General features: G+C 37.6%; 22 protein-coding genes. 10 read left to right on the top strand and 12 right to left on the bottom strand.

The features are described from left to right. Positions 1-2: 2 nt before the first annotated feature. The 3 genes from estB to rubA form a co-directional block, all read right to left on the bottom strand. On the bottom strand, positions 3-941 hold the full coding sequence (gene estB, locus I9192_RS15820) for an esterase EstB (protein ID WP_004829492.1): 939 nt from the start codon (positions 939-941) through the stop codon (positions 3-5). Between the two features lie 56 nt (positions 942-997). Next, complete coding sequence (locus I9192_RS15815; RefSeq protein ID WP_005033028.1) at positions 998-2,188, bottom strand: NAD(P)/FAD-dependent oxidoreductase; 1,191 nt, start codon at positions 2,186-2,188, stop codon at positions 998-1,000. Between the two features lie 99 nt (positions 2,189-2,287). Continuing rightward, positions 2,288-2,452 (bottom strand): rubredoxin RubA, encoded by a 165-nt coding sequence (gene rubA, locus I9192_RS15810; protein WP_004678010.1) that lies wholly within the window; start codon positions 2,450-2,452, stop codon positions 2,288-2,290. Positions 2,453-2,947: 495 nt separating this feature from the next. Between rubA and I9192_RS15805 the strand changes: the two genes are divergently transcribed. Continuing rightward, on the top strand, positions 2,948-3,493 hold the full coding sequence (locus I9192_RS15805) for an adenine phosphoribosyltransferase (RefSeq protein WP_026040276.1): 546 nt from the start codon (positions 2,948-2,950) through the stop codon (positions 3,491-3,493). A 71-nt stretch (positions 3,494-3,564) separates the two neighbouring features. Here the strand turns inward: I9192_RS15805 and I9192_RS15800 are convergent, their stop codons facing one another. Next, the gene (locus I9192_RS15800; protein ID WP_004829489.1) at positions 3,565-4,062 is read right to left on the bottom strand and encodes a YqiA/YcfP family alpha/beta fold hydrolase; all 498 of its coding nucleotides are present in this window, start codon (positions 4,060-4,062) and stop codon (positions 3,565-3,567) included. Positions 4,063-4,363: 301 nt separating this feature from the next. On the opposite strand from I9192_RS15800, the gene I9192_RS15795 reads away from it, so the two are divergent. Next, entirely contained in the window at positions 4,364-4,804 is a 441-nt protein-coding gene (locus I9192_RS15795; RefSeq protein WP_005033023.1) for an SRPBCC family protein, read from the top strand. Between the two features lie 19 nt (positions 4,805-4,823). On the opposite strand, the gene I9192_RS15790 is transcribed toward I9192_RS15795, so the two are convergent. Beyond that, the gene (locus tag I9192_RS15790; RefSeq protein ID WP_005033021.1) at positions 4,824-5,585 is read right to left on the bottom strand and encodes a hypothetical protein; all 762 of its coding nucleotides are present in this window, start codon (positions 5,583-5,585) and stop codon (positions 4,824-4,826) included. A gap of 103 nt (positions 5,586-5,688) precedes the next feature. On the opposite strand from I9192_RS15790, the gene lysS reads away from it, so the two are divergent. After that, positions 5,689-7,215, top strand: a complete 1,527-nt coding sequence (gene lysS / locus I9192_RS15785; RefSeq protein ID WP_005033018.1) for a lysine--tRNA ligase — start codon at positions 5,689-5,691, stop codon at positions 7,213-7,215. A gap of 65 nt (positions 7,216-7,280) precedes the next feature. Here lysS and trpS read toward each other — a convergent pair whose 3' ends face one another. Continuing rightward, a complete protein-coding gene (gene trpS, locus I9192_RS15780; protein WP_005033016.1) occupies positions 7,281-8,294 on the bottom strand; it encodes a tryptophan--tRNA ligase in 1,014 nt (337 codons plus the stop codon). A gap of 196 nt (positions 8,295-8,490) precedes the next feature. Between trpS and I9192_RS15775 the strand changes: the two genes are divergently transcribed. From I9192_RS15775 to I9192_RS15765, 3 genes are all read left to right on the top strand, one after another. Then, a complete protein-coding gene (locus I9192_RS15775; RefSeq protein WP_005033014.1) occupies positions 8,491-9,420 on the top strand; it encodes a DUF808 domain-containing protein in 930 nt (309 codons plus the stop codon). A 49-nt stretch (positions 9,421-9,469) separates the two neighbouring features. Further along, complete coding sequence (gene ypfJ / locus I9192_RS15770) at positions 9,470-10,357, top strand: KPN_02809 family neutral zinc metallopeptidase (RefSeq protein WP_005033012.1); 888 nt, start codon at positions 9,470-9,472, stop codon at positions 10,355-10,357. 227 nt (positions 10,358-10,584) lie between these two features. Next, positions 10,585-12,084, top strand: coding sequence for a cation:proton antiporter (locus tag I9192_RS15765; RefSeq protein WP_005033010.1), 1,500 nt, complete (start codon positions 10,585-10,587; stop codon positions 12,082-12,084). Positions 12,085-12,188: 104 nt separating this feature from the next. Here the strand turns inward: I9192_RS15765 and I9192_RS15760 are convergent, their stop codons facing one another. Next, positions 12,189-13,160: an alpha/beta fold hydrolase gene (locus I9192_RS15760; RefSeq protein ID WP_200149904.1), complete on the bottom strand. Its 972-nt coding sequence runs from the start codon at positions 13,158-13,160 to the stop codon at positions 12,189-12,191. A gap of 155 nt (positions 13,161-13,315) precedes the next feature. On the opposite strand from I9192_RS15760, the gene I9192_RS15755 reads away from it, so the two are divergent. Beyond that, positions 13,316-13,630 (top strand): MGMT family protein, encoded by a 315-nt coding sequence (locus I9192_RS15755; protein ID WP_004829480.1) that lies wholly within the window; start codon positions 13,316-13,318, stop codon positions 13,628-13,630. Between the two features lie 54 nt (positions 13,631-13,684). Here the strand turns inward: I9192_RS15755 and I9192_RS15750 are convergent, their stop codons facing one another. Next, positions 13,685-14,122 carry a universal stress protein gene (locus I9192_RS15750; RefSeq protein ID WP_200149903.1) on the bottom strand — a complete coding sequence of 146 codons (438 nt, stop codon included), beginning with the start codon at positions 14,120-14,122 and terminating at the stop codon, positions 13,685-13,687. Between the two features lie 442 nt (positions 14,123-14,564). Between I9192_RS15750 and I9192_RS15745 the strand changes: the two genes are divergently transcribed. The 3 genes from I9192_RS15745 to hppD all read left to right on the top strand — a co-directional run bounded on the left by I9192_RS15745 (position 14,565) and on the right by hppD (position 17,442). Beyond that, positions 14,565-15,350, top strand: a complete 786-nt coding sequence (locus tag I9192_RS15745; protein ID WP_005033003.1) for an enoyl-CoA hydratase-related protein — start codon at positions 14,565-14,567, stop codon at positions 15,348-15,350. Between the two features lie 6 nt (positions 15,351-15,356). Further along, positions 15,357-16,124, top strand: a complete 768-nt coding sequence (locus I9192_RS15740; RefSeq protein ID WP_005033000.1) for a hypothetical protein — start codon at positions 15,357-15,359, stop codon at positions 16,122-16,124. Between the two features lie 262 nt (positions 16,125-16,386). Continuing rightward, positions 16,387-17,442 carry a 4-hydroxyphenylpyruvate dioxygenase gene (gene hppD, locus I9192_RS15735; protein WP_004829476.1) on the top strand — a complete coding sequence of 352 codons (1,056 nt, stop codon included), beginning with the start codon at positions 16,387-16,389 and terminating at the stop codon, positions 17,440-17,442. Positions 17,443-17,515: 73 nt separating this feature from the next. Here hppD and I9192_RS15730 read toward each other — a convergent pair whose 3' ends face one another. The 4 genes from I9192_RS15730 to I9192_RS15715 form a co-directional block, all read right to left on the bottom strand. Then, a complete protein-coding gene (locus tag I9192_RS15730) occupies positions 17,516-18,295 on the bottom strand; it encodes an IclR family transcriptional regulator (RefSeq protein ID WP_005032993.1) in 780 nt (259 codons plus the stop codon). A 285-nt stretch (positions 18,296-18,580) separates the two neighbouring features. Next, complete coding sequence (locus I9192_RS15725; protein WP_005032991.1) at positions 18,581-19,222, bottom strand: CoA transferase subunit B; 642 nt, start codon at positions 19,220-19,222, stop codon at positions 18,581-18,583. An 11-nt stretch (positions 19,223-19,233) separates the two neighbouring features. Next, positions 19,234-19,938: a CoA transferase subunit A gene (locus tag I9192_RS15720; protein ID WP_005032989.1), complete on the bottom strand. Its 705-nt coding sequence runs from the start codon at positions 19,936-19,938 to the stop codon at positions 19,234-19,236. 5 nt (positions 19,939-19,943) lie between these two features. Next, positions 19,944-20,489: a VOC family protein gene (locus I9192_RS15715; RefSeq protein ID WP_005032987.1), complete on the bottom strand. Its 546-nt coding sequence runs from the start codon at positions 20,487-20,489 to the stop codon at positions 19,944-19,946. Between the last annotated feature and the right edge of the window lie 15 nt (positions 20,490-20,504).

The raw sequence follows: 20,504 nt of genomic DNA, 5'->3' as shown, positions 1-20,504 counted from the left end.
GCTTATGATTTAAAATGATGTGCAAATAAGCCGCTAAGTTGAGGAACAAAATGCGGTGGGATATCATGCCCCATTCCTTCAATTAATTCAAATTTAGCGCCCGAAATTGCTTTCGCAACTGCCTTACCATGACTTGGAGGTAGTAAACGATCTTTAGAACCATGTAACACCAGCGTTGGCTTATTGATCTGTTTATCCAATTTAAGTAAGGAACCAGTACATAATATTGCTAAAAACTGTTGAAGTACACCCGCTGGATGATAACTACGACGATATAATTTACGTGCAGTCTGAATTGCTTCAACTTGATTAATATAACCTGGTGAACCAATCATTTGAAATACCTTCAATGAGTGATTCACTATACCTTCTTCATCACGAGATTCAGGCTTGCCTATTAGACTAAAGAGTTGCTTTGGAAAAGGCGGAGGTAGGAGCGGTTGATTGTTGCTAGTAAACAAAAGTCCAACTTTCTCAATTTTTTCTGGATATTTTGCCGCTAAAATTTGAGAAATCATTCCACCCATTGAAGCGCCAAGAATATGGGGCTTATCAAGCCCTAAACGATCAATCAATAAGGCAACATCATCAGCCATATCAAATAAATTGTAGGGCGCACCATCATTCGGTAAGCCTAATGCAAAACGCCCCATGAGTTTATACGAGTTTAAACGTGGACCTTTGTGGCGAATTTTTGACGATAAGCCAATATCACGATTGTCAAAACGAATGACATGAAAGCCTTGATCAATCAGTGATTTACAAAAAAAGTCGGGCCAAAATAACATTTGCGCTCCCAAACCCATAATCAAAAGAATCGAAGGGTGTTCGGGGTTTCCTCCTGTTTCGACATGAAGTTGAATACCATTACCTAAATCGACTTTGGTTTCATTCATGAATGAAGCATACGGTGAAATTTGGAATTGAAGTGCGCTATTCATTGTTATTTTCCTAAGCAAGGATATTTTGATTAAAAAATATCCTTGCTATTAAACCCTTAAACTGATGCAGGAATCAAGTCTGGAACCAGTTTTGTTAAACTAAGGCGTTGTTTACCTGCCGTTGCTCCTAGTAAGACGAAACCACGTAATGTTCCATCAGCATCAGTGGCTTTAGATAACATTCCATCGTCAAACTCTTCATTTTCCCACGTGACTTCAACACCAATTGGCGCAGGTAAGACCGTTAATGGTGCAGCTGGTGTTTTTACCGCGACAGGCATTGCTGGATAATGTACTGTGGTCGTTTGACCACTTAATGTTTTGGCTAAAGCGCGAGCTTGTTGCATGATTGGCATTACATATGGCAACAGTGTTCCATTTACTTCCGCACAGTCACCAATTGCAAAAATATCCGCTTGATTGGTTTCAAGTAAAGTATTGGTAATCACGCCGCGGCTGGTGTTGATTTCTGCTGTCTTTGCTAACGCGATATTCGGTTGTAGACCAATCGCGGAAAGGACCACATCTGCGACCAATGACTGACCACTTGCCAATGAAACGATATAACCGCGTTCGGTTTTAGATACTTTTTCTACAGTTGTACCTAAAACAAAGTTGATGCCCGATTCTTCAAGATTTTCTTTAAATGCTTGTGCGACATGCTGCGGAAGCAGACGACCTAAGGGTTGTGGTGCCAAATCAATCACTGTGACTTGATGACCTGTATTTTGTAAATCATTGGCAAATTCGCAACCGATCAGACCCGCACCCAAGATCACGACACGTTTATTTCCACATTCACCTGTTGTGCAATGTTCCAATGTTTCTCGAAATGCACGATAGTCAATCAGCGAGTTCACCACATGGATGTCGTCACTGCCATCACCAGCAATGGCTAAGCGAATTGGGTTTGCACCAACAGCAAGGATGAGTTTCGAGTAGGCTTGAGTTGAAGTCTGACCATCTTTTTCAAGGGTTAACTCATGCTTTTCTGCATCAATGTTTTTTACCCAAGTTTCTTTTTCGATGCGCATATTTAATTGCGTACTCATTTTTTCAGCATCGCCTAAACCTATTTGCTCAGGTGCTTTTTTGCCAACTAAGGCATTCGACAATGTAGGTTTCGCATAATTGACCGCATCATCTGCGCAAATCATCACTAACGCTTGTTCAGTGTTTAACTTACGGAATTCTCTTGCCAGTGTATAACCTGCCATACCAGAACCGATGATGATGATTGGTTGCATATCTTTCTCCATACATGCCTAAAAGAGTGGGGGATTGAATAATTTTTATGACAAATATACGTAAAAAAGACCATGTAAACATGGTCTTTACGCGATATTTTAGATTTCTACCATTTCAAAGTCTGCTTTAGAAACACCGCAGTCTGGGCAAGTCCAGTCGTCTGGGATATCTTCCCATTTGGTACCTGCTGCGATGCCGTCTTGTGGCCAACCCTCTGCTTCGTCATAAATCCAACCACAAACGATGCATTGATATTTCTTCATCTGATTCTCCGATAACTGACAGGTAGATTGCTTTTCTGCCAGTAAAATTCCATCCGCTGCTTGACTCAAATAATATGCAAATAAAGTGTGTACATATTCCTCTAAATTTTTACGCAGTTCTGTGTCTAAAGTAAAGTAAATATCGGAGTTTATCTCACTCTTGTAAAAGCTGAATGGCAGGTCAGGACAAAAGCAATGTTTATTATGCCAACTGATTGGTTAAAGTTTTTAAAGAAACTGATTTTTAGTAAATGTCAATCTGAGGTCCTAAATTGTTTAAATCATAGAATATAGACTAAGGTCTGAATGATAAATTATAAAAGTATTGTTAAAATAAAATAAGGTTAAACTATAGCCAATATTTTGTATAAAAATGGCTTTAATAAAATCAATAACTTAAATAAGTGTAAGATTTTTTTGGGTTTGGTGTCGCTGTCAATTTTGCTTAAAAAGCGTTAAAATTCACGTATTAATTTTCTTTTAAATTTCTCCCTAATGATGAACATGTCTACTGCTTTGTGGTCAAGTATTCGTACTGTCCAAGATTTTCCAAAACCAGGTATTTGTTTTTATGATTTAACCCCATTGTTTATGAACAATCTGGGTGAATTGGCTGATGCATTGATTGAAAGTATTCCTGTTGAACAATTGGCAGAGGTGGAGAGTTTTGTTGCGGTAGAAGCACGTGGTTTTGTTTTAGCGAGCTTATTGGCACAACGTACAGGCAAGGGGTTATTACTGGTTCGTAAAGCAGGAAAATTGCCACCACCGGTTGTTGGCGTGGGCTATAGTCTGGAATATGGTTTAGATCGTTTGGAAATGTCTGCTAACATTACACCACAAAAAGTGATTATTGTGGATGATGTATTGGCAACAGGTGGAACACTCAAAGCAGTCAACCAATTGATGCACAAATGTCATCATACAGTATTGGGTGCGAGTATTTTTCTTGATTTGCCTGACTTACATCAAGACTTGGGTTTAAAGATTTGGTCTGTCTTAGATGAACGCTCAAAACCCGTAGAAAAAGCAGTCGCTTAATCTGTTTAAAAGCCTTGTTTTAACAAGGCTTTTTTATATATGCATCGACAAGTTTAGTCTGTTCATAGAAATCAATAAATAAAAGTCTGTTCCATATAGCGAATTAAGCGATTTAGATTTTCGGGTTGAGCCAATCGATGATGTCCCCCTTCAACAGTTTCAATCTGCATATATGGGTCTAATTGTTCAAAAACTTTGTACATATCCAAGACTTCATCACCCAATTCAATATATGCAATTTGAGGAATATCATGCTCAAGATCAGCTTCATTGATCTCAGGATAATCGTCGCGAAAGTCAGGTTTTAAACTTGGATTGGCAATCACAGTCGGGATACGATGTTTCTGAGACATTTTTAATGACCAATAGCCACCTAAACTATGTCCTACCAATAAATCTGGCTTAATTTTTTCAATGATATCGTGATAAAAACGTTCAACAGTTTGATAGTTTAAATTGCGATAATCCACATTAATGCAATATTTTTTAATTGCATTGATGGCATGGAACTTGGTTGATTCTTTAGATGAATCCAAGCCATGTAAAAATAAAATTTTAGTATTGCTCATTGTTATCACTTGCATATTGTCTTTATATCTATAGACAGAAACAATAATTCATGGATTTAAAAACTTTCCATTTCAACTATTTTTGGTATGAAGCTAGTGTACTGAGCAAGATATTTTTTATAACTTAGCTTTTGGTCTAAGAACTTTTATTTTTTCCATCAAATAAATTAGATTCTTTTGTAATATATTGAAAAATAAATATTAAAATTATTTCTATTTAAATGCCTTGTTAACAAAAATTAATCATTTCTATCAGTGATTATACTAAGCTATATGCAACACAATTAAAAAAGAGATTGGGATGATCACATTAAAATACGATATCAAAATCCATGCAACTGCACAGAAAGTATGGAATATTCTTTGGGATACGCACACTTATTCTCAATGGACACAATCCTTTTGTGAAACGTCACAAATGCAATCGGATTGGAAAATTGGTGGTGAGACATTATTTCAAGATGCCAATGGTGATGGAATGGTTGCTACCATTGTCGAGTTAGAGCAATTTAAAAAAGTGGTTTTCAAACATTTAGGCATATTAAGAAATGGTATAGCGGATACCACAAGTGCCGAAACCCAAGAATGGAATGGCACATTTGAGCAATACCATCTAGATGAACAAGACGGTATAACCACTTTACACGCTGAGGTTGAAACTGCGGAAGAATATCAAGAAATGATGGATCGTGGGTTTCAACAAGGCTTTGCTGTTGTCAAATCATTGGCAGAACAACCTTAGTTAAATCAGACCTTTTTATTCATTTAGTAGGTTTAAGATGAATTGATGTTGGTTCGTTTTTGGGTGCATGACATTGAATAATGATCGGTTGTTCGATAGAAAAGGATGTTAATACACCTGAAATATTGTGTGGGTAAAAGCGAATTTTTTTAAGTAAGGGCTCTAATATCATTTTAATGTCGTAATTTATTTTAGGGACATATTCCATTTTTCGAATTTGTCCTTCTGTGCCAACGAGAAATTTGACATTCAATGCGATATTTCCCTGTGAATCAAATTGTATTTTAGGGTTCGAGTTTGCATCTACAGGTTGGCAAAACGGTTCTAACACACTTTGTAATTGGGAAAAATGAGGCTTGATTGCATAGCCAATTGTCTTGGGAAATTTGATAAATAAGCTGTATTTTCCATAATAATATGTTGTTCTTGCAATATTTTCTTCATCAAGATTGAGGGGTTTATTTTTAAAATCATTACTGACCTGAGGAAGTTGTGCCAATGTTATTGTGTTGGCGATTTCTAAAGCTCTTTTGTTGAGTGTTTTTTGTGTGGGGTGTGGATTCATCAATTTAATTTGAATCTTTTGAGTCTGCTGATTTGGGCTGATTTCCAATTGCCAAATATAATCTTGATTTGCAATATTTGTCGTTTCAATTTTTATTGGGAGATCTTTGCGAGTATTACTCATGACAATGATTTGCTCTGCGGCAATTTCGCCTGAAAACAACAAAACATTGAAAAGAATGATACTTTGGGCGAATCCTTGCCAGTATTTATTCATGATTTTTAATTTTTACAGGGTTCATTGAGTTATATTCATACGCATTATGTTGTAAATCTGCTATGCTATGCAACTTCCGTTTTTTAATATAATCGAGGCAGAGATGACGCAACAAAACGCTCAATCGACTTCTGAACAACCCATTTCCGAAAACGATTTAATCGCACAGCGTCATGCCAAGTTAAAGCAAATTCAAGATCATGCCAAGGAAACTGGTGTTAGCCCGTGGCCAAATACTTTTAAGCGTGAGCATTACGCACAGGATTTACAAGATCAATTTGCAGATCAAACGAAAGAACAAATTGAAGCTGGTGAACAAGTCCACGTTTCTGTCGCAGGTCGTGTGATGTTAAACCGTGGATCATTTATTGTGATCCAAGACATGACAGGTCGTATTCAGCTCTATGTTCCTCGTAAAGAACTTGCTCCTGAAGTATTGGAAACTGTAAAAAGTTTAGATCTAGGCGATATTATCGCTGTTCAAGGCTATATTGGTCGTTCTGGTAAGGGCGATTTATATGTGCATATCGAACATTTTGAATTATTGACCAAATCTTTGCGTCCACTTCCTGATAAGTTTCATGGTTTAACTGATACTGAAGTGAAGTATCGTAAACGTTATTTAGATTTAATTGTGAATGAAGAAACACGTAAAACTTTTGAAATTCGTGCAAAAGTAGTCTCTGGTATTCGTAATTACTTAACCAATGAACGTTTTATGGAAGTTGAAACTCCGATGATGCATGTGATTCCAGGGGGGGCGTCAGCGCGTCCATTTGAAACACATCATAATGCATTGGACATGCCATTATTCTTGCGTATCGCACCTGAACTATATTTAAAACGTTTAGTTGTTGGTGGTTTTGAACGTGTATTTGAGATTAACCGTAACTTCCGTAATGAAGGGGTATCAACACGTCATAACCCAGAATTCACCATGATTGAGTTCTACCAAGCTTATGCTGACTACAAAGATCTTATGGCTTTGACTGAAGGTATGTTGGAAAAACTGGCGATTGATATTTTAGGGTCAACGGATGTGCCTTATGGGGATGAAGTATATAGCTTCAAAGGTCCATTTAAGAAAATCTCAATGTTCGATGCAATTTTAGAGCATAACCCAAGTTTGACTGCAGAAAATGTATCTGATCGTGAGTTCTTGGCGACATTTGTACGCGAAGAGCTTAAAGAGCAAGTGAAGCCTGGTTTTGGTTTGGGTCGACTACAAACAATCGTATTTGAAGAAACTGTTGAAACTCAATTACGTCAGCCGACATTCATTACTGAATATCCTGCTGAAACTTCACCTTTGGCACGTCGTAATGATGACAACCCACATATTACGGATCGTTTCGAGTTCTTTATTGGTGGTCGTGAGCTTGCAAATGGTTTCTCAGAGTTAAACGATCCAATTGATCAGGCTGAGCGTTTTCAAGCACAAGTTGCTGAAAAAGATGCGGGTGATGATGAAGCAATGCACTTCGATGCAGACTTTATTGAAGCATTAGAATACGGCTTACCTCCAACAGCAGGTGAAGGCATCGGTATTGACCGTTTGGTGATGTTGTTTGCTAATGCACCAAGTATTCGTGATGTGATTTTATTCCCACATATGCGCCATAAAAATTAATTGATGCGATTAAAAAAGCCACTGAATTCAGTGGCTTTTTTTATTTTTAAATAGATTTAAGCAGATTAGAAATGGAATACACCTAAACCATTTTTGATTTCATCTAAGGTATCTTGGGTAATAACACGGCATTTTTCAGTGCCTGTTTTTAAGATGTCCATGATGTAATCAGGGTCTTTTGCAAGTTCCATACGACGTTCACGAATTGGTGTGATCAACTCTTTTAAAACACCTTCAAGGCGCTTTTTCACTGTGCCATCGCCTAAACCACCGCGACGATAATGTGCTTTCAGTTCTTCAACTTCTTCTTTATTTGGATCGAAAGCATCTAAGTAGGTAAATACAATATTACCTTCTACTTGACCTGGATCTTCGATACGCAAGTGATTTGGATCGGTATACATTGCATTGACCGCTTTTTTGATGTCTTTATCTGTCGCATCTAAGACAATGGTATTGCCCAAAGATTTTGACATTTTAGCTTTGCCATCAAAGCCAGGTAAACGACTCATATTGGATAAAAGTGCTTTACACTCAGGTAAAACCTCTTGACCAATTTGACGATTTAAACGACGAACAATTTCGTTGGTTTGTTCGATCATTGGAATCTGGTCTTCACCTACAGGAACGACTGTTGCTTTAAATGCAGTAATGTCAGCAGCTTGAGCAACGGGGTAGCACAAGAAACCTGCTGGAATATCTCGTTCGAAGCCACGCAATTGAATTTCAGCTTTAATTGTTGGATTACGCTCTAAACGTGACACAGTGACGAAGTTTAAATATAACATGGTCAGTTCATTTAATGCTGGCAAGCATGATTGAACACAGATCGTGGTTTTGGTTGGGTCAATACCAACAGCTAAATAGTCTGTCGCGACTTCAATAATATTGCGGCGAACTTTTTCAAAGTTATCAGCATTATCAGTTAAAGCCTGAGCATCAGCGAGAAGTAGATGCTGATGATGAGAATCCTGTAAGCCTACTCGTGAGCGCAAAGAACCTACAAAATGTCCCAAATGTAGTTGTCCAGTAGGACGGTCGCCTGTCAAAATCACAGGACGATTATCTTGATTCGTCATTATCGCTTCCAAAGTCTTTATAGAGACAGTCGTGTTTTGTGAATGGGCACTATTGTACGAGATAATTTATTTTAATGTCAGCGAAAAATAGCCCAGAACCAATTTTTATGGATAAATGTGAAAATCTACAAAATTTTATATAGAAAAATGAAATTTCACTTTAAAATAGTGTGATAACTAAAATTTTGGATAAAAAATGGCAAGTAGTTTATTAATATTATTAGATGATATTGCAGCAGTGCTTGATGATGTTGCGGTCATGAGTAAAATGGCAGCAAAAAAAACAGCAGGCGTTTTAGGTGATGACTTAGCACTCAATGCACAACAAGTCAGTGGTGTTCGAGCTGAACGTGAACTTCCCGTCGTTTGGGGTGTTGCGAAAGGTTCATTTATCAATAAACTCATTTTAGTACCATTAGCTCTATTGATTAGTGTGGTTGCCCCTTGGCTGATTAATCCCTTATTAATGATTGGTGGTTTGTTTCTATGTTATGAAGGTGTAGAAAAAGTACTGCACAGTTTGAAGCATAAAAAAGCCACAACTGAAGAGGGTGCTCAAGAAGAGCTTGAGCAGATTGAAACTGATTTAGCAACTTTTGAAAAAGAGAAAATTAAAGGTGCGATACGCACTGACTTTATTCTTTCTGCTGAAATTGTGGTGATTTCTTTAGGTACGGTTGCAACCGCTGCTTTTGGTACAAAAGTCATGGTGCTGTCCGTGATTGCTGTGATTATGACTGTAGGGGTCTATGGCTTTGTTGCGATGATTGTCAAAATTGATGATTTAGGTTTGTACTTGACGCAACAAGCATCGAATGTAAAACAAAGTATTGGTCGCGGCTTATTGGCATTTGCACCGAAACTCATGAAAACATTAACTATTGTTGGAACAGTTGCGATGTTCCTTGTGGGAGGAGGGATTATCAGTCATGCGGTATCTACTTTGCACCACTTGACTGAAGAAGCTGTCGATCATATTGAACACATTCCAACAGTGGGAAATATCATTGGTGCACTCACACCGACACTGATCAATCTGGTCATTGGTATTGTTGCTGGTTTGGCTGTGGTATTGGTGGTTGGACTGATTCAAAAATTACGTGGTCAATCTAAAACTGCTTTATAAAACAATCATTGTAAAACTGTTTCCAATTTAAAAATAAAAGGACAAATCTATGCGTTGGAAAGGACGTAGAGAAAGCGATAATGTCGAAGATCGCCGTGGTGGTGGTGTAAAAGCGGGTGGTATTAGCATTTTAGGATTGGTTGTTGCTTTTATTGCTTGGAAATTTTTTGGTGTTGATCCGCAGCAGGCATATCAAGCAACCAAGCAAGTCACCTCAGGTAATGTGAGCCAGAACACTGCACCTGCCAATGCGACGCCTGAACAGCAAGAAACAGCTTCTTTTGTTAAAACAGTCTTAGCAGATACGGAAGATACTTGGAAACAAGTGTTTATTCAACAAGGTGCCCAATATACACCACCAAAACTGGTGATGTTCAGTGGCGCTGTGCAATCAGGTTGTGGAACAGCTGAGTCTGCGATGGGACCGTTTTATTGTCCAGCAGACCAAAAAGTTTATATTGATACTCAATTCTTCAAAGATATGCGCCAACAAATGGGTATTTCAGGTGAAAAAAACCAATCTGAGTTATCTGCACAAGATGAAGCAGGTGATTTCGCACAAGCTTATGTAATTGCACATGAAGTTGGTCATCATATTCAAAATTTATTGGGTATTTCCTCGCAAGTTCAACAGGCTCGTCAACGTGCCAATCAAGCTCAGGGTAACCAACTCTCAGTGCGTTTGGAATTACAGGCAGACTGTTTAGCAGGTGTTTGGGCGAATCGTACACAACAGCGTACACAATTTCTTGAACAAGGCGATATCGAAGAGGCAATGGATGCCGCAGAGAAAATTGGTGATGACTATTTGCAGAAAAAGGCACGTGGTTATGCTGTTCCAGATAGCTTTACCCATGGTACCAGTCAACAACGTATGCAGTGGTTCAATACTGGTATGAAATCAGGCGATATCAATAGTTGTGATACGTTTAAATAAGTTGTTTAAGTTCAATGGTTTAAAAAAGAGCACAAGATATGCTCTTTTTTTCTAAATAGATTTTCCAAGCCAATTTTTTATGTTAAAAAATATAACGAAAAAAGTCAGACTGTACTTTTTTTTGTAAAATTATATTGATTGTTAAATGGTCTTTTATTCTATATTTAATAAAGAAATGATTGAGTGTTTGATGTGCATTTAAATTAAAAATCGAAAATAGGGTTCGAATGGGTAATTATTTCTTTCTCCAAGTTTTTACAGTAGTTTTTGCGCTTTCTATTGCGACGACCATATTTAATAAACGCATACTCGGTTTTCCTCAAGCGATTGGTGTACCTATCGTTTCTGCAATTTTTGTCTTTATCTTGCAATGGGGCGCCAGTTTACTGAATGGTAATCAATTTATCTCGATTAATATTCATAATATTGAAGAGGCAGTGCGCCATGTCGATTTTTATGATTTTTTAGTCAATGGTGTGATTTGTTTCATTCTTACATCATCCGCATTGAAATTTAAAGTTTCTGATTTAAAAGTCTATTGGAAGCCGATCAGTATCTTAGCCACAATTGCACTATTGTTGTGTGCAGTATTTTTTGCAGGATTGGTATTTGGCTTCCAGTTCTTGATTGGAAATCCTGTGCCTATTTTAGTGTTGTTATTACTTGGTTCAGCACTTGGAGCAACGGATCCAATTGGGATTAAAGGCGTACTGAGTTCAGTACGTGCACCACATCATTTGATGGTCAAATTAGAAGGTGAATCCTTATTTAATGACGCAATGTGTATTGCCGTCTTTATGACCTTATTAAATGTCCTTGAAGGTGAACATTTCAGTCTGATTGCAACCCTACAAACCCTATTATATGAAATTGTAGTGGCTGTGATCATTGGTTGGGCATTCGGTTTAGGGATTTTACGTTTATTACGTGGTAAACATGAGATGGAATCTCTCATCTTAACCACGGCATTGTTGGCGTGTGGTTCGTATCTTGTGGCATTGTTTGCGCACGCATCTGCACCAATTGCTTGTGTCATCGGTGGTTTGATCGTCGGAAATAAATGGAAAGAAATTCTACAAGACCGTGAAATTCGTGAGGTCAATCATTTCTGGCACACGGTAGAAGGGATTATTAATTCATTCTTATTCACTCTGATTGGTCTGGAAATCTTTATTTTGGATCTTAGTACCAGTCTTATTCTGGGTGGTATTTTTGCATTCTTTGCCCTGCATTTATCACGTTTTGCGGCAAATTTCCTTGCTTTTGCATTCTTCCCATCATTTCGAAAAAAGAGCTATAACGGTAGTCTTGCCATTTTGTCATGGGGAGGGGTTCGAGGAGGTATTTCACTTGCATTGATTCTTGCTGTGGCAAACGTACCAGAGTTACGTGATTACAGCAGTATTTTGATTGGTTATACTTTTATCAGTGTATTACTTTCAGGTGTAGTCTGTGGTCTAGGCTTACCTGCGGTAATGAATGCTTTTTATTACAATCCCAACGAAGAAACTCAAGGTTTCAAAGGTTGGTATCAACGCATGTGCAATAAAATGAATCGCAAAGGATTTAAATATATTGTGGGTGAGGATGCTGAAGGTCACGAAACTATTACGATTTATAATCCGGAAGCATTGGTTGATAAAAAATCTGATGATGGCGTTGCAACCGTTCATCATCCAGAAAAAGCACAGGAAGTGAAGCGCTTGGAAAATCCGGCAAATTTCTGATTCAAAAAGTCACATTCAAATGTTGAACTTTAATGTCATACCAGCTTAAAAAATACCCTTCAACATGAAGGGTATTTTTTAAGGTCTCATAGATTAGCGAATCATTATTTCGCATTTTTTGCCAAGAAATCCAAATACGGCTTAATCAACAATTGCTCTTGTTCAAGAAGTGGTAAATGTCCTACACCTTTTAAGATTACAGGTTCTTGAGCATTTTTTAATAAACCCTTCAATTCAGCAGCAGCTTCAACATTGATAATTTGATCCTTATCACCCCATGCAATTAATACAGGCTGATCAATAGAGCGTGCTGCAATCGCAAATGAGTCAGGGGTAAACAATTTAGACATTACAATCAATTGTTCAACCAATTTTGTGGTATTTGCAGATTGACTGATCATCAGTTTTTCTTGAGAGTCTTTTAATTCTTTTGGAATAAATGGTGGAAGGCTAGTCGCTATCTTCATTAAGCGATCAAAGTCGCCAGGTTTACTGACGATCATATTGCGTAAAGTGGTTGGATCTTTAAGATATGGCGTATTGGCAGATTTAAATACGCCTGCACTGTCGATTAAGAACAGTGACTTGGTATCGACAGGATACTGAGCAGCATATAGTAACGAAATCGAACCGCCCATTGAATGTCCTGCAACATTTAGACCATTCTCAACTTTGATGGCTTCTGCAAAACGACGTAACTTTTCAGTCAAATTCGGGAGTGAGTAATCAAAATCATTTGGAACTTTACTATCACCTTGACCCGGTAAATCAGGAATAATGACATGATAATATGGTGTTAAATAACGTGCCACACGGTTCCAGTTGTCTCGGCTACCTGCAAGCCCATGTACAAGCATAAGCGTCGGTTTTCCTGCGGGTCCACCTTCACTGTATGCCCAGTCAATATCACCAACTTTGACACGTTTGGTTTCCATTCCCGCCCAAGCGCGTTCTTGTTGAAAAACACTTTGAATATCAATACTTGGAGCAGCATAGGTATTGGACAAACCGAGTGATGTCACAGTGCCCATGACCAATGCGGTAGATAAAAGCAGTTTATTGAAGATTCCTTTCATTTTTGCATACTCTTGTTGTTGTATTTGAGGTAGGGTTTAAGATTAGAATATGTACTATTAAATTACATTTGCCTAAAATGTCGGAAGCTTATTTTCTAAGTCAATTTTGTTGAGTTATTTTCAACATTTTTTAATTATTTAAATGTAAAGGTCCAATGCAGAATCATGAACTGGCGCAGATGATTTTAAATGTCATCGTGCAGATTCCAAAAGGCAAAGTGGCAAGTTATGGTCAAGTCGCAAAGTATGCTGGCTTACCAAAACATGCACGGCTTGTCGGGCGTGTACTGGGACAACTTCCAGAAGATCATGATATTCCGTGGTATCGGGTCGTCAACTCACAAGGTCGTATCAGTCTGAATAAATTGGATGAACATGGTATGTGTATACAGACGGCAAAATTACGCGAGGAAGATGTGGTCGTTGTTGATGGCAAAATTAATTTAAAAAAATACCAATGGGCACCTTAAAATTAAAAAACCTCACGATAATTCTAGCGTGAGGTTTTTAGACATTGAGTCAATTTATTTAATGACTAAAACAGGAATTTGTAATTCAGTTAACAAATTTTGTGCAACACTTCCCATGATAATTTTTTTCAATCCTGTACGCCCATGTGAGCTAAGGATGACTAAATCAGTTTTTAAATCTTGTACGGCTTGATTTAATGTATGCGCAATATTTTCACCTTCAAGTAAGCGAGTTTCTACTTGGACGCCTTCTGCAGCGAATTGTGCTTTGGCTTCGTTGATATTGGCTTGAATAAATTCACGGGCACGTTCAATGAGCATATTACTTTGACCGTTTGCCAAATATTCTGATGCAACATATGGATCCAATGTCATGACTTGTACAACTGTAATTTTACTCTTAAATGCTTTTGCAAATTCCACAGCATGTTTAACAACAGATAAAGATGTTTCTGAGCCATCTACAGGCACGAGAATGTTTTTATAAGCCATGACTATTTTCCTTATTTTAACAAAAAGCTGAATTGAATATTTATACGCATCACCAGTCTACAACATGATCATAACGCGAATATGAAATGAATAAAACCCAGTAAAAGCATAGGGATAATTAATATAAATATCATAAATTTAAATCAATGCATTAGCATAAACTCCCATTAGTTATGCGAGGGCTCCTGGTGATACTGTGCTGAGACAGGAATCCGCCAAAAATGAATTTAATTCACGCTATAATTAATATGTATTTTATTGTTTTTAAAGATTAAATTACTTTGATTTATAAAACATATAGAGAATAAAGTACGGATAAAAAATCAATTGAGACAATTGGTAAATTGTAAATCAAAAACATGCTTTAGAATGAACTTGAAACAAACTCAAAGGGAATAAGACTGCTCCACATCATTTATACAAAAACATTGAGGAAATGATCATGGAATATCAAACAGTTATTATAGAAAAGAAAAATGGGGTAGGTTATTTAAAGCTTAACCGTCCAGAACAATCGAATAGCTTAACGCCTGAGATGAGTCTAGAAATTATAGAGATACTCAGGCAATGGAAAGAGGATGTTGAAGTTCGTGTGATTGTCATTGCAGCAGTTGGCAAAGCATTTTGTGCAGGGCAAGCAATAAGTCCAGAAGTTCTCAATAGTGGAGTCATTGACTTAGATGAGGTGTTGGAAAAATACTTTAATCCACTCTTAGACATTATCAATGATATGCCTAAAGTCATCATCTGCGCGGTGAATGGTATCGCTGTTGGGGCGGGGGCGAGTTTGCCATTGTTATGTGATATTACACTTGCAGCAAAATCAGCAAGTTTCTCGCAAATCTTTAGTAAAATTGGTCTTATTCCTGATTGCGGTGCAACATGGTTACTTCCACGCTTGATTGGCTTTGCTAAAGCCAAAGCATTGATGTTGACAGCAGAAAAGATCAGTGCAGAAGAAGCTGAACGAATCGGAATGATTTATAAAGTCGTGGCAGATGATCAGTTGGCTTTAGAAGTTGTACGTTTAGCTGAGTATTTTGCTACGCAAGCCAGTTTGAGTTTTGCATTGATCAAACAAGCGATGCGGGTCACCATGCACAATGATTTTTATACTCAAATTAAAGTTGAACAGGATTTACAAAGAAGGGCGGGTCAGTCGGAAGATTTTTTAGAAGGAGTCCGTGCTTTTTTAATGAAAGATCAAGCCCATTTTAAAGGACGATAAATCATAATGCCTATCTTTAAAAGCCAATCTAACAACATTGTTCAATGGATAATATTGACATGGGTGTTCTTGCTCTCTCATGCTGCTGTTGCCGATCAAATTAAAGCCATTCCTTGGATAAAGCTAAAAACAGAAAGCTCACAAGCCAAGCAAATTTGTCAGGCATTAAAAGTCAATTGTGGAAAGGATGTAGAAGTTTGGAAAAAGCAATCAGGGGCTGACACTCATTTATATTTAACTGACGATACACCGCAATTAATCGAATTTATAAAAGAAAACAATCAGTATGTTGTACTGAATTCTTGGAGTTTTCAGCAGTATCAGCATCATGGTCGTAACAGTGATTTTGATAAGGAATTAAACAATGATGGATTGAGTATTTATCCTGCATTTTATCCTTTAAATCGTCAAAAGCTTGCTATTGCTGTAGTTAAGCGCTGGAGTACGACTTACTCTGGAGGTGGACGAGCAGAAGAGATCGCTGATTTTGTCATGTTAGAACCGAATCATGCCTATAAGCTGGCGTTGGCTGATGTTGCTTTTCATTCATATGAGATGATTCGAGCCTGTTTTTCTCAAGAGGAATATCAATCTTCTCCACACTGTCATGATGAAAGTGGTTCTAATTTATCCATTCAATTTAAAGATATTGGCAAAGAATATTATCAATGGCGGTTAAATTTTAACGATTTTAATTGGGAAGCGTTCAAACCTGAATCATCAAAAGTTGTAGAAAAGTCGTATAACATTGTGGTGCCTTTTCAGCAAAAATAGTGACCTGATATTTTGAGTAAATAATCAATAAAATTACACAATACATAATTTAATTATGTATTGCATAAATTATAAATTTCTTATAGGATGAATTTAGAGTAAAAGTTCACTGTCACCAAACTGATATTTTTGGCATTAGACAGGCTGAATGATGGAATGAAAAGGACCAGCTTTCATGGTGCTTTGATCAATGAATCAAAGTAACGATAAGCTGTTCTCAGCATTAAAAAACGGATGAATTTATCTAAATAAGGGAAACTAGATGGATATTTTAGATAACCCATTAGAATTATGTGGTTTTGCTTTTATTGAATTTGTATCGACGGAAAATGGATTAGATCAAATTTTTGAAACCATTGGTTTTAGCAAAGTTGCAAAACATAAATCTAAAAAAGTGTATTTGTGGCGTCAAGGTAATATCAATATTATTTTGAATTATCAACCAGAGTCTTATGCTTCATTCTTTTTCAAAGAGCATGGACCTTCTGCTTGTGCAATGGGATTTAGAACCCGTGATGCAGCTAAAGCTTTTAAAAATGCTATAGCACTAGGCGCTGAACCTATGTATTCACAAGCAGGACCGATGGAATTGAATATTCCAGCGATTAAGGGAATTGGAGGAATGCCAATTTTCCTTGTGGATCGTGATATTTACGAAAATGATTTTGTTTTCTTTGATGATGTAGAAAAAAATCCGCGTGGCGCAGGGCTTAATGAAATTGATCATTTAACCCATAATGTGTATAAAGGTCGCATGGAATATTGGGCGAATTTCTATGAAAAAATCTTTAATTTTCAGGAAATTCGTTACTTTGACATTAAAGGTGAATATACCGGTTTGACCTCTAAAGCATTGACTGCGCCAGATGGTATGATCCGTATTCCATTGAATGAAGACTCAGACAAAGGGAATGGTCAAATTGCAGAATTTCTGGCTGATTTCAATGGTGAAGGTATTCAGCATATTGCCTTTATCACAGACGATTTAATTTCAACCTGGGATAAGTTGAAAGGTTTAGGTTTGAAGTTTATGACCGCGCCACCAGAAACTTATTATGAAATGTTAAAAGATCGTTTACCTGGTCACGGTGAGCCAACTGAAGAGTTACAAAAACGTGGTATTTTGTTAGATGGAAATACCAAAGAAGGCGAGAAAAAGCTGTTATTACAGATTTTCTCTGAAAACATGCTTGGACCAGTTTTCTTTGAGTTTATTCAACGTAAAGATGATGATGGCTTCGGTGAAGGAAACTTTAAAGCATTGTTTGAATCTATTGAACGTGATCAAATCCGTCGTGGTGTATTAGAAGCCAAATAAAGTGATTGGTATCAGCAGAAAAAGCCAAGAAAGTATTTTCTTGGCTTTTTTATTTGGGAGATAAAGCTATAACTTAACGCGTTTGAATGTATTGATTAATTGCAGCCACTTCATGTTTAAATAGTTCAAGTTTTTCACTGCCATTATGCACAGGTAGAAATACTTCACTATCCAGAGCCACAATGCAGAATTCCATAGCTTGATGTGCATTAAAAATAGGTAAACCAATAGCATTGATGCCTGTAAGAAGATCACCTTGAGCAATTGCCATACCTTGTTCTAAAGTGGTTTCTTTAAGTTGAATAAATTCATCCCAATGACTCGGTTTAATCTGATAATGATTGATTGCGGCTTTTTCCCATTCCGCAAATATCAATGGTTTAATGATTGGCTCAGGTAAATATGCTGCAAAAACTCGCCCAGCAGCTGAGTTGACCAATGGCATAATTGAACCGACTTTGGTGACTATTGAAATTGGGTGATTAGATTCAATCGATTGTACAACCAAAGGACCTTTAGGTGACCATTTACTGATTTGAATACCACAGCCAATTTTATTTTGTAATTCATAAATTCGATGCTGTACCAACTGTAGGGCATCGGTATGTTGAATGCAGTTTAAACCTAAACGCCAAGCCTGATCACCCAGTGCATATTGACCATCTTCCAGTTGCTTTGCATAGTTCATGCGTATGAGGCTGACTAAATAACGATGTACTTTGGCAGGATGCATATCCAGCTTGCTTGATAGTTCTTTTAATATAATCGGTTTGTTATGTTCCAAAAGGGCATTGAGAACGGCTAAGCCCACTTCAAGTGATTGAACGCCACCAGATAACTTTTCTTCAATCATTCAACAACCCTTGATCGCATTTAATCTTGCAGCTTTGATTTGCTGTCGATATTTGATTTTACATTCAGCACATAATGCCTGAGCATGCTACAAAATAGAAATCATCTTTTTAAATGAGATAAATAGATGAATAGCATAAGCATACTATGCATTGAGCATTTTAGTGTGACTTTACCACGTATTGTATATCAACATGCTCAAGTTAAAATAACAGACCTTGCTGAAATTTAGGCAATAAAAATCGGGATCGAAGCCATTGATCTTCCATCCCGGTCAGATTGTGCTTTATGCAGCTTGAATATTTTTAATCCTGACTGCTGTCGCCGCTTGAATGTCATCAAAACTGACATTATCTGCTAACTCAACCAGTTCTAAACCATTTTGAGTTACATCGAGTACACCTAAGTCGCTGATAATACGATGAACCACTCGGCGACCAGTCAATGGTAGGGTGCATTGAGGTAAAATTTTAGCTTGACCCTCTTTGGTCGTATGCTCCATTAAAATCACGACTTTTCGAACACCTGCAACAAGATCCATTGCACCGCCCATGCCTTTGACTTTTTTACCCGGAATCATCCAATTGGCGAGATCGCCATGTTCAGAAACTTCCATAGCACCTAAAATAGCAAGGTCAACCCGACCACCGCGAATCATGGCAAATGATTCTGAACTTGAAAAAAATGCACCACCTTTTTTAACGGTGACAGTTTGTTTACCAGCATTGATCAAGTCCGCATCTACGTTGTCTTCAGTTGGAAATTCATCAATGCCCAATAAACCATTTTCGGATTGTAACCATACATCCATTCCTTCGGGGATGTAATTGGCAACCAAAGTCGGTAAGCCAATGCCGAGATTGACATAGAAACCGTCTTGCAACTCTTTGGCAGCACGTTGAGCCATTTGTTGTTTTGTCCAAGCCATTCTGTCACTCCTTATACTGCAACTTTTAATGTACGCTGTTCGATACGCTTTTCAGGCTGAGCATTGAGTACAATGGCATTGACATAGATTCCTGCTAAATGAATGTCATCAGGATCAATTTCACCAAGTTCAACAATATGCTCAACTTCAACAATCGTATAACGACCTGCCATTGCACACTCAGGATTGAAATTACGTGCAGTTTTTCGGAATACCAGATTACCAGCTTTGTCCGCTTTATAAGCTTTGATTAATGCAATATCTGCACAAAGTGAAGTCTCTAGGAGAAAAGACTGACCATTAAACTCACGAAGCTCTTTACCTTCAGCAATACTGGTACCAACACCAGTTGCAGTATAGAACGCTGGGATTCCAGCTCCGCCTGCACGAAGTTTTTCTGCCAATGTGCCTTGAGGTGTCAATTCAACTTCAAGTTCACCATTTAAAAACTGTCGTTCAAACACTTTATTTTCCCCAACGTAGGATGAAATCATTTTTTTGATTTGTTTAGACTGCAATAACAGCCCTAAACCATAATCATCCACGCCTGCATTATTACTGATGCAGGTTAGTTGCTTTACTCCACTTTGTTTAAGCGCTTTGATCAAAGCTTCAGGAATACCACAAAGTCCGAATCCGCCCACAGCAATGGTTTGTCCATCTTGCACGATACTTTGCAGGGCTGCTTCGGCACTCGTTGATACTTTATTGACCATAATGATTACCCTAACTCAGCTTCGTGTAAGAAATGCGTATGTTGAGGTGCGCGTTTGGTTCTGCTCCATTCATCCAGCATATCGACCTTCATTTCTTCAGTAATTTTTGAAATTTTCGCATCGGCATGAACATCGTTATATGTTAGTTCTAAACGATGTCCATTCGGATCAAAGAAGTAAATCGAGTGGAATATCCCATGATTGGTAATACCGAGCACTTTGACACCATTGGCTTCAAGATGCGATTTTGCAGAAAGCAGTGCATCTAAGTCTTCAACTTCAAATGCGATGTGTTGAACCCATTGAGGCGTATTTTCATCACGTCCCATTTCTGGTTGAGTCGGTAATTCAAAAAACGCCAACACATTGCCTTGACCTGCATCAAGGAATAAATGCATATAAGGATCAAATGCTTTAGTTGATGGAACATGGTCTTCTGCAAAAGCCAAAATAAACTCCATGTTGAGCATTTTTTTATACCATTCCACCGTTTCTTTGGCGTCTTTACAACGATAAGCCACGTGATGAATTTTTTTAATTGCAAAGCTCATGATAAAACTCCTTTT

The organism is Acinetobacter bereziniae, from assembly GCF_016576965.1.
GTDB classification, from domain to species: domain Bacteria; phylum Pseudomonadota; class Gammaproteobacteria; order Pseudomonadales; family Moraxellaceae; genus Acinetobacter; species Acinetobacter bereziniae.
This window is presented reverse-complemented; position numbering and strand designations above follow the sequence as displayed.

Coding starts and splice junctions, on each gene's coding strand:
- estB (WP_004829492.1), bottom strand. CDS start 941: ATGAATAGCGCACTTCAATTCCAAATTTCACCGTATGCTTCATTCATG.
- I9192_RS15815 (WP_005033028.1), bottom strand. CDS start 2,188: ATGCAACCAATCATCATCATCGGTTCTGGTATGGCAGGTTATACACTG.
- rubA (WP_004678010.1), bottom strand. CDS start 2,452: ATGAAGAAATATCAATGCATCGTTTGTGGTTGGATTTATGACGAAGCA.
- I9192_RS15805 (WP_026040276.1), top strand. CDS start 2,948: ATGATGAACATGTCTACTGCTTTGTGGTCAAGTATTCGTACTGTCCAA.
- I9192_RS15800 (WP_004829489.1), bottom strand. CDS start 4,062: ATGAGCAATACTAAAATTTTATTTTTACATGGCTTGGATTCATCTAAA.
- I9192_RS15795 (WP_005033023.1), top strand. CDS start 4,364: ATGATCACATTAAAATACGATATCAAAATCCATGCAACTGCACAGAAA.
- I9192_RS15790 (WP_005033021.1), bottom strand. CDS start 5,585: ATGAATAAATACTGGCAAGGATTCGCCCAAAGTATCATTCTTTTCAAT.
- lysS (WP_005033018.1), top strand. CDS start 5,689: ATGACGCAACAAAACGCTCAATCGACTTCTGAACAACCCATTTCCGAA.
- trpS (WP_005033016.1), bottom strand. CDS start 8,294: ATGACGAATCAAGATAATCGTCCTGTGATTTTGACAGGCGACCGTCCT.
- I9192_RS15775 (WP_005033014.1), top strand. CDS start 8,491: ATGGCAAGTAGTTTATTAATATTATTAGATGATATTGCAGCAGTGCTT.
- ypfJ (WP_005033012.1), top strand. CDS start 9,470: ATGCGTTGGAAAGGACGTAGAGAAAGCGATAATGTCGAAGATCGCCGT.
- I9192_RS15765 (WP_005033010.1), top strand. CDS start 10,585: ATGGGTAATTATTTCTTTCTCCAAGTTTTTACAGTAGTTTTTGCGCTT.
- I9192_RS15760 (WP_200149904.1), bottom strand. CDS start 13,160: ATGAAAGGAATCTTCAATAAACTGCTTTTATCTACCGCATTGGTCATG.
- I9192_RS15755 (WP_004829480.1), top strand. CDS start 13,316: ATGCAGAATCATGAACTGGCGCAGATGATTTTAAATGTCATCGTGCAG.
- I9192_RS15750 (WP_200149903.1), bottom strand. CDS start 14,122: ATGGCTTATAAAAACATTCTCGTGCCTGTAGATGGCTCAGAAACATCT.
- I9192_RS15745 (WP_005033003.1), top strand. CDS start 14,565: ATGGAATATCAAACAGTTATTATAGAAAAGAAAAATGGGGTAGGTTAT.
- I9192_RS15740 (WP_005033000.1), top strand. CDS start 15,357: ATGCCTATCTTTAAAAGCCAATCTAACAACATTGTTCAATGGATAATA.
- hppD (WP_004829476.1), top strand. CDS start 16,387: ATGGATATTTTAGATAACCCATTAGAATTATGTGGTTTTGCTTTTATT.
- I9192_RS15730 (WP_005032993.1), bottom strand. CDS start 18,295: ATGATTGAAGAAAAGTTATCTGGTGGCGTTCAATCACTTGAAGTGGGC.
- I9192_RS15725 (WP_005032991.1), bottom strand. CDS start 19,222: ATGGCTTGGACAAAACAACAAATGGCTCAACGTGCTGCCAAAGAGTTG.
- I9192_RS15720 (WP_005032989.1), bottom strand. CDS start 19,938: ATGGTCAATAAAGTATCAACGAGTGCCGAAGCAGCCCTGCAAAGTATC.
- I9192_RS15715 (WP_005032987.1), bottom strand. CDS start 20,489: ATGAGCTTTGCAATTAAAAAAATTCATCACGTGGCTTATCGTTGTAAA.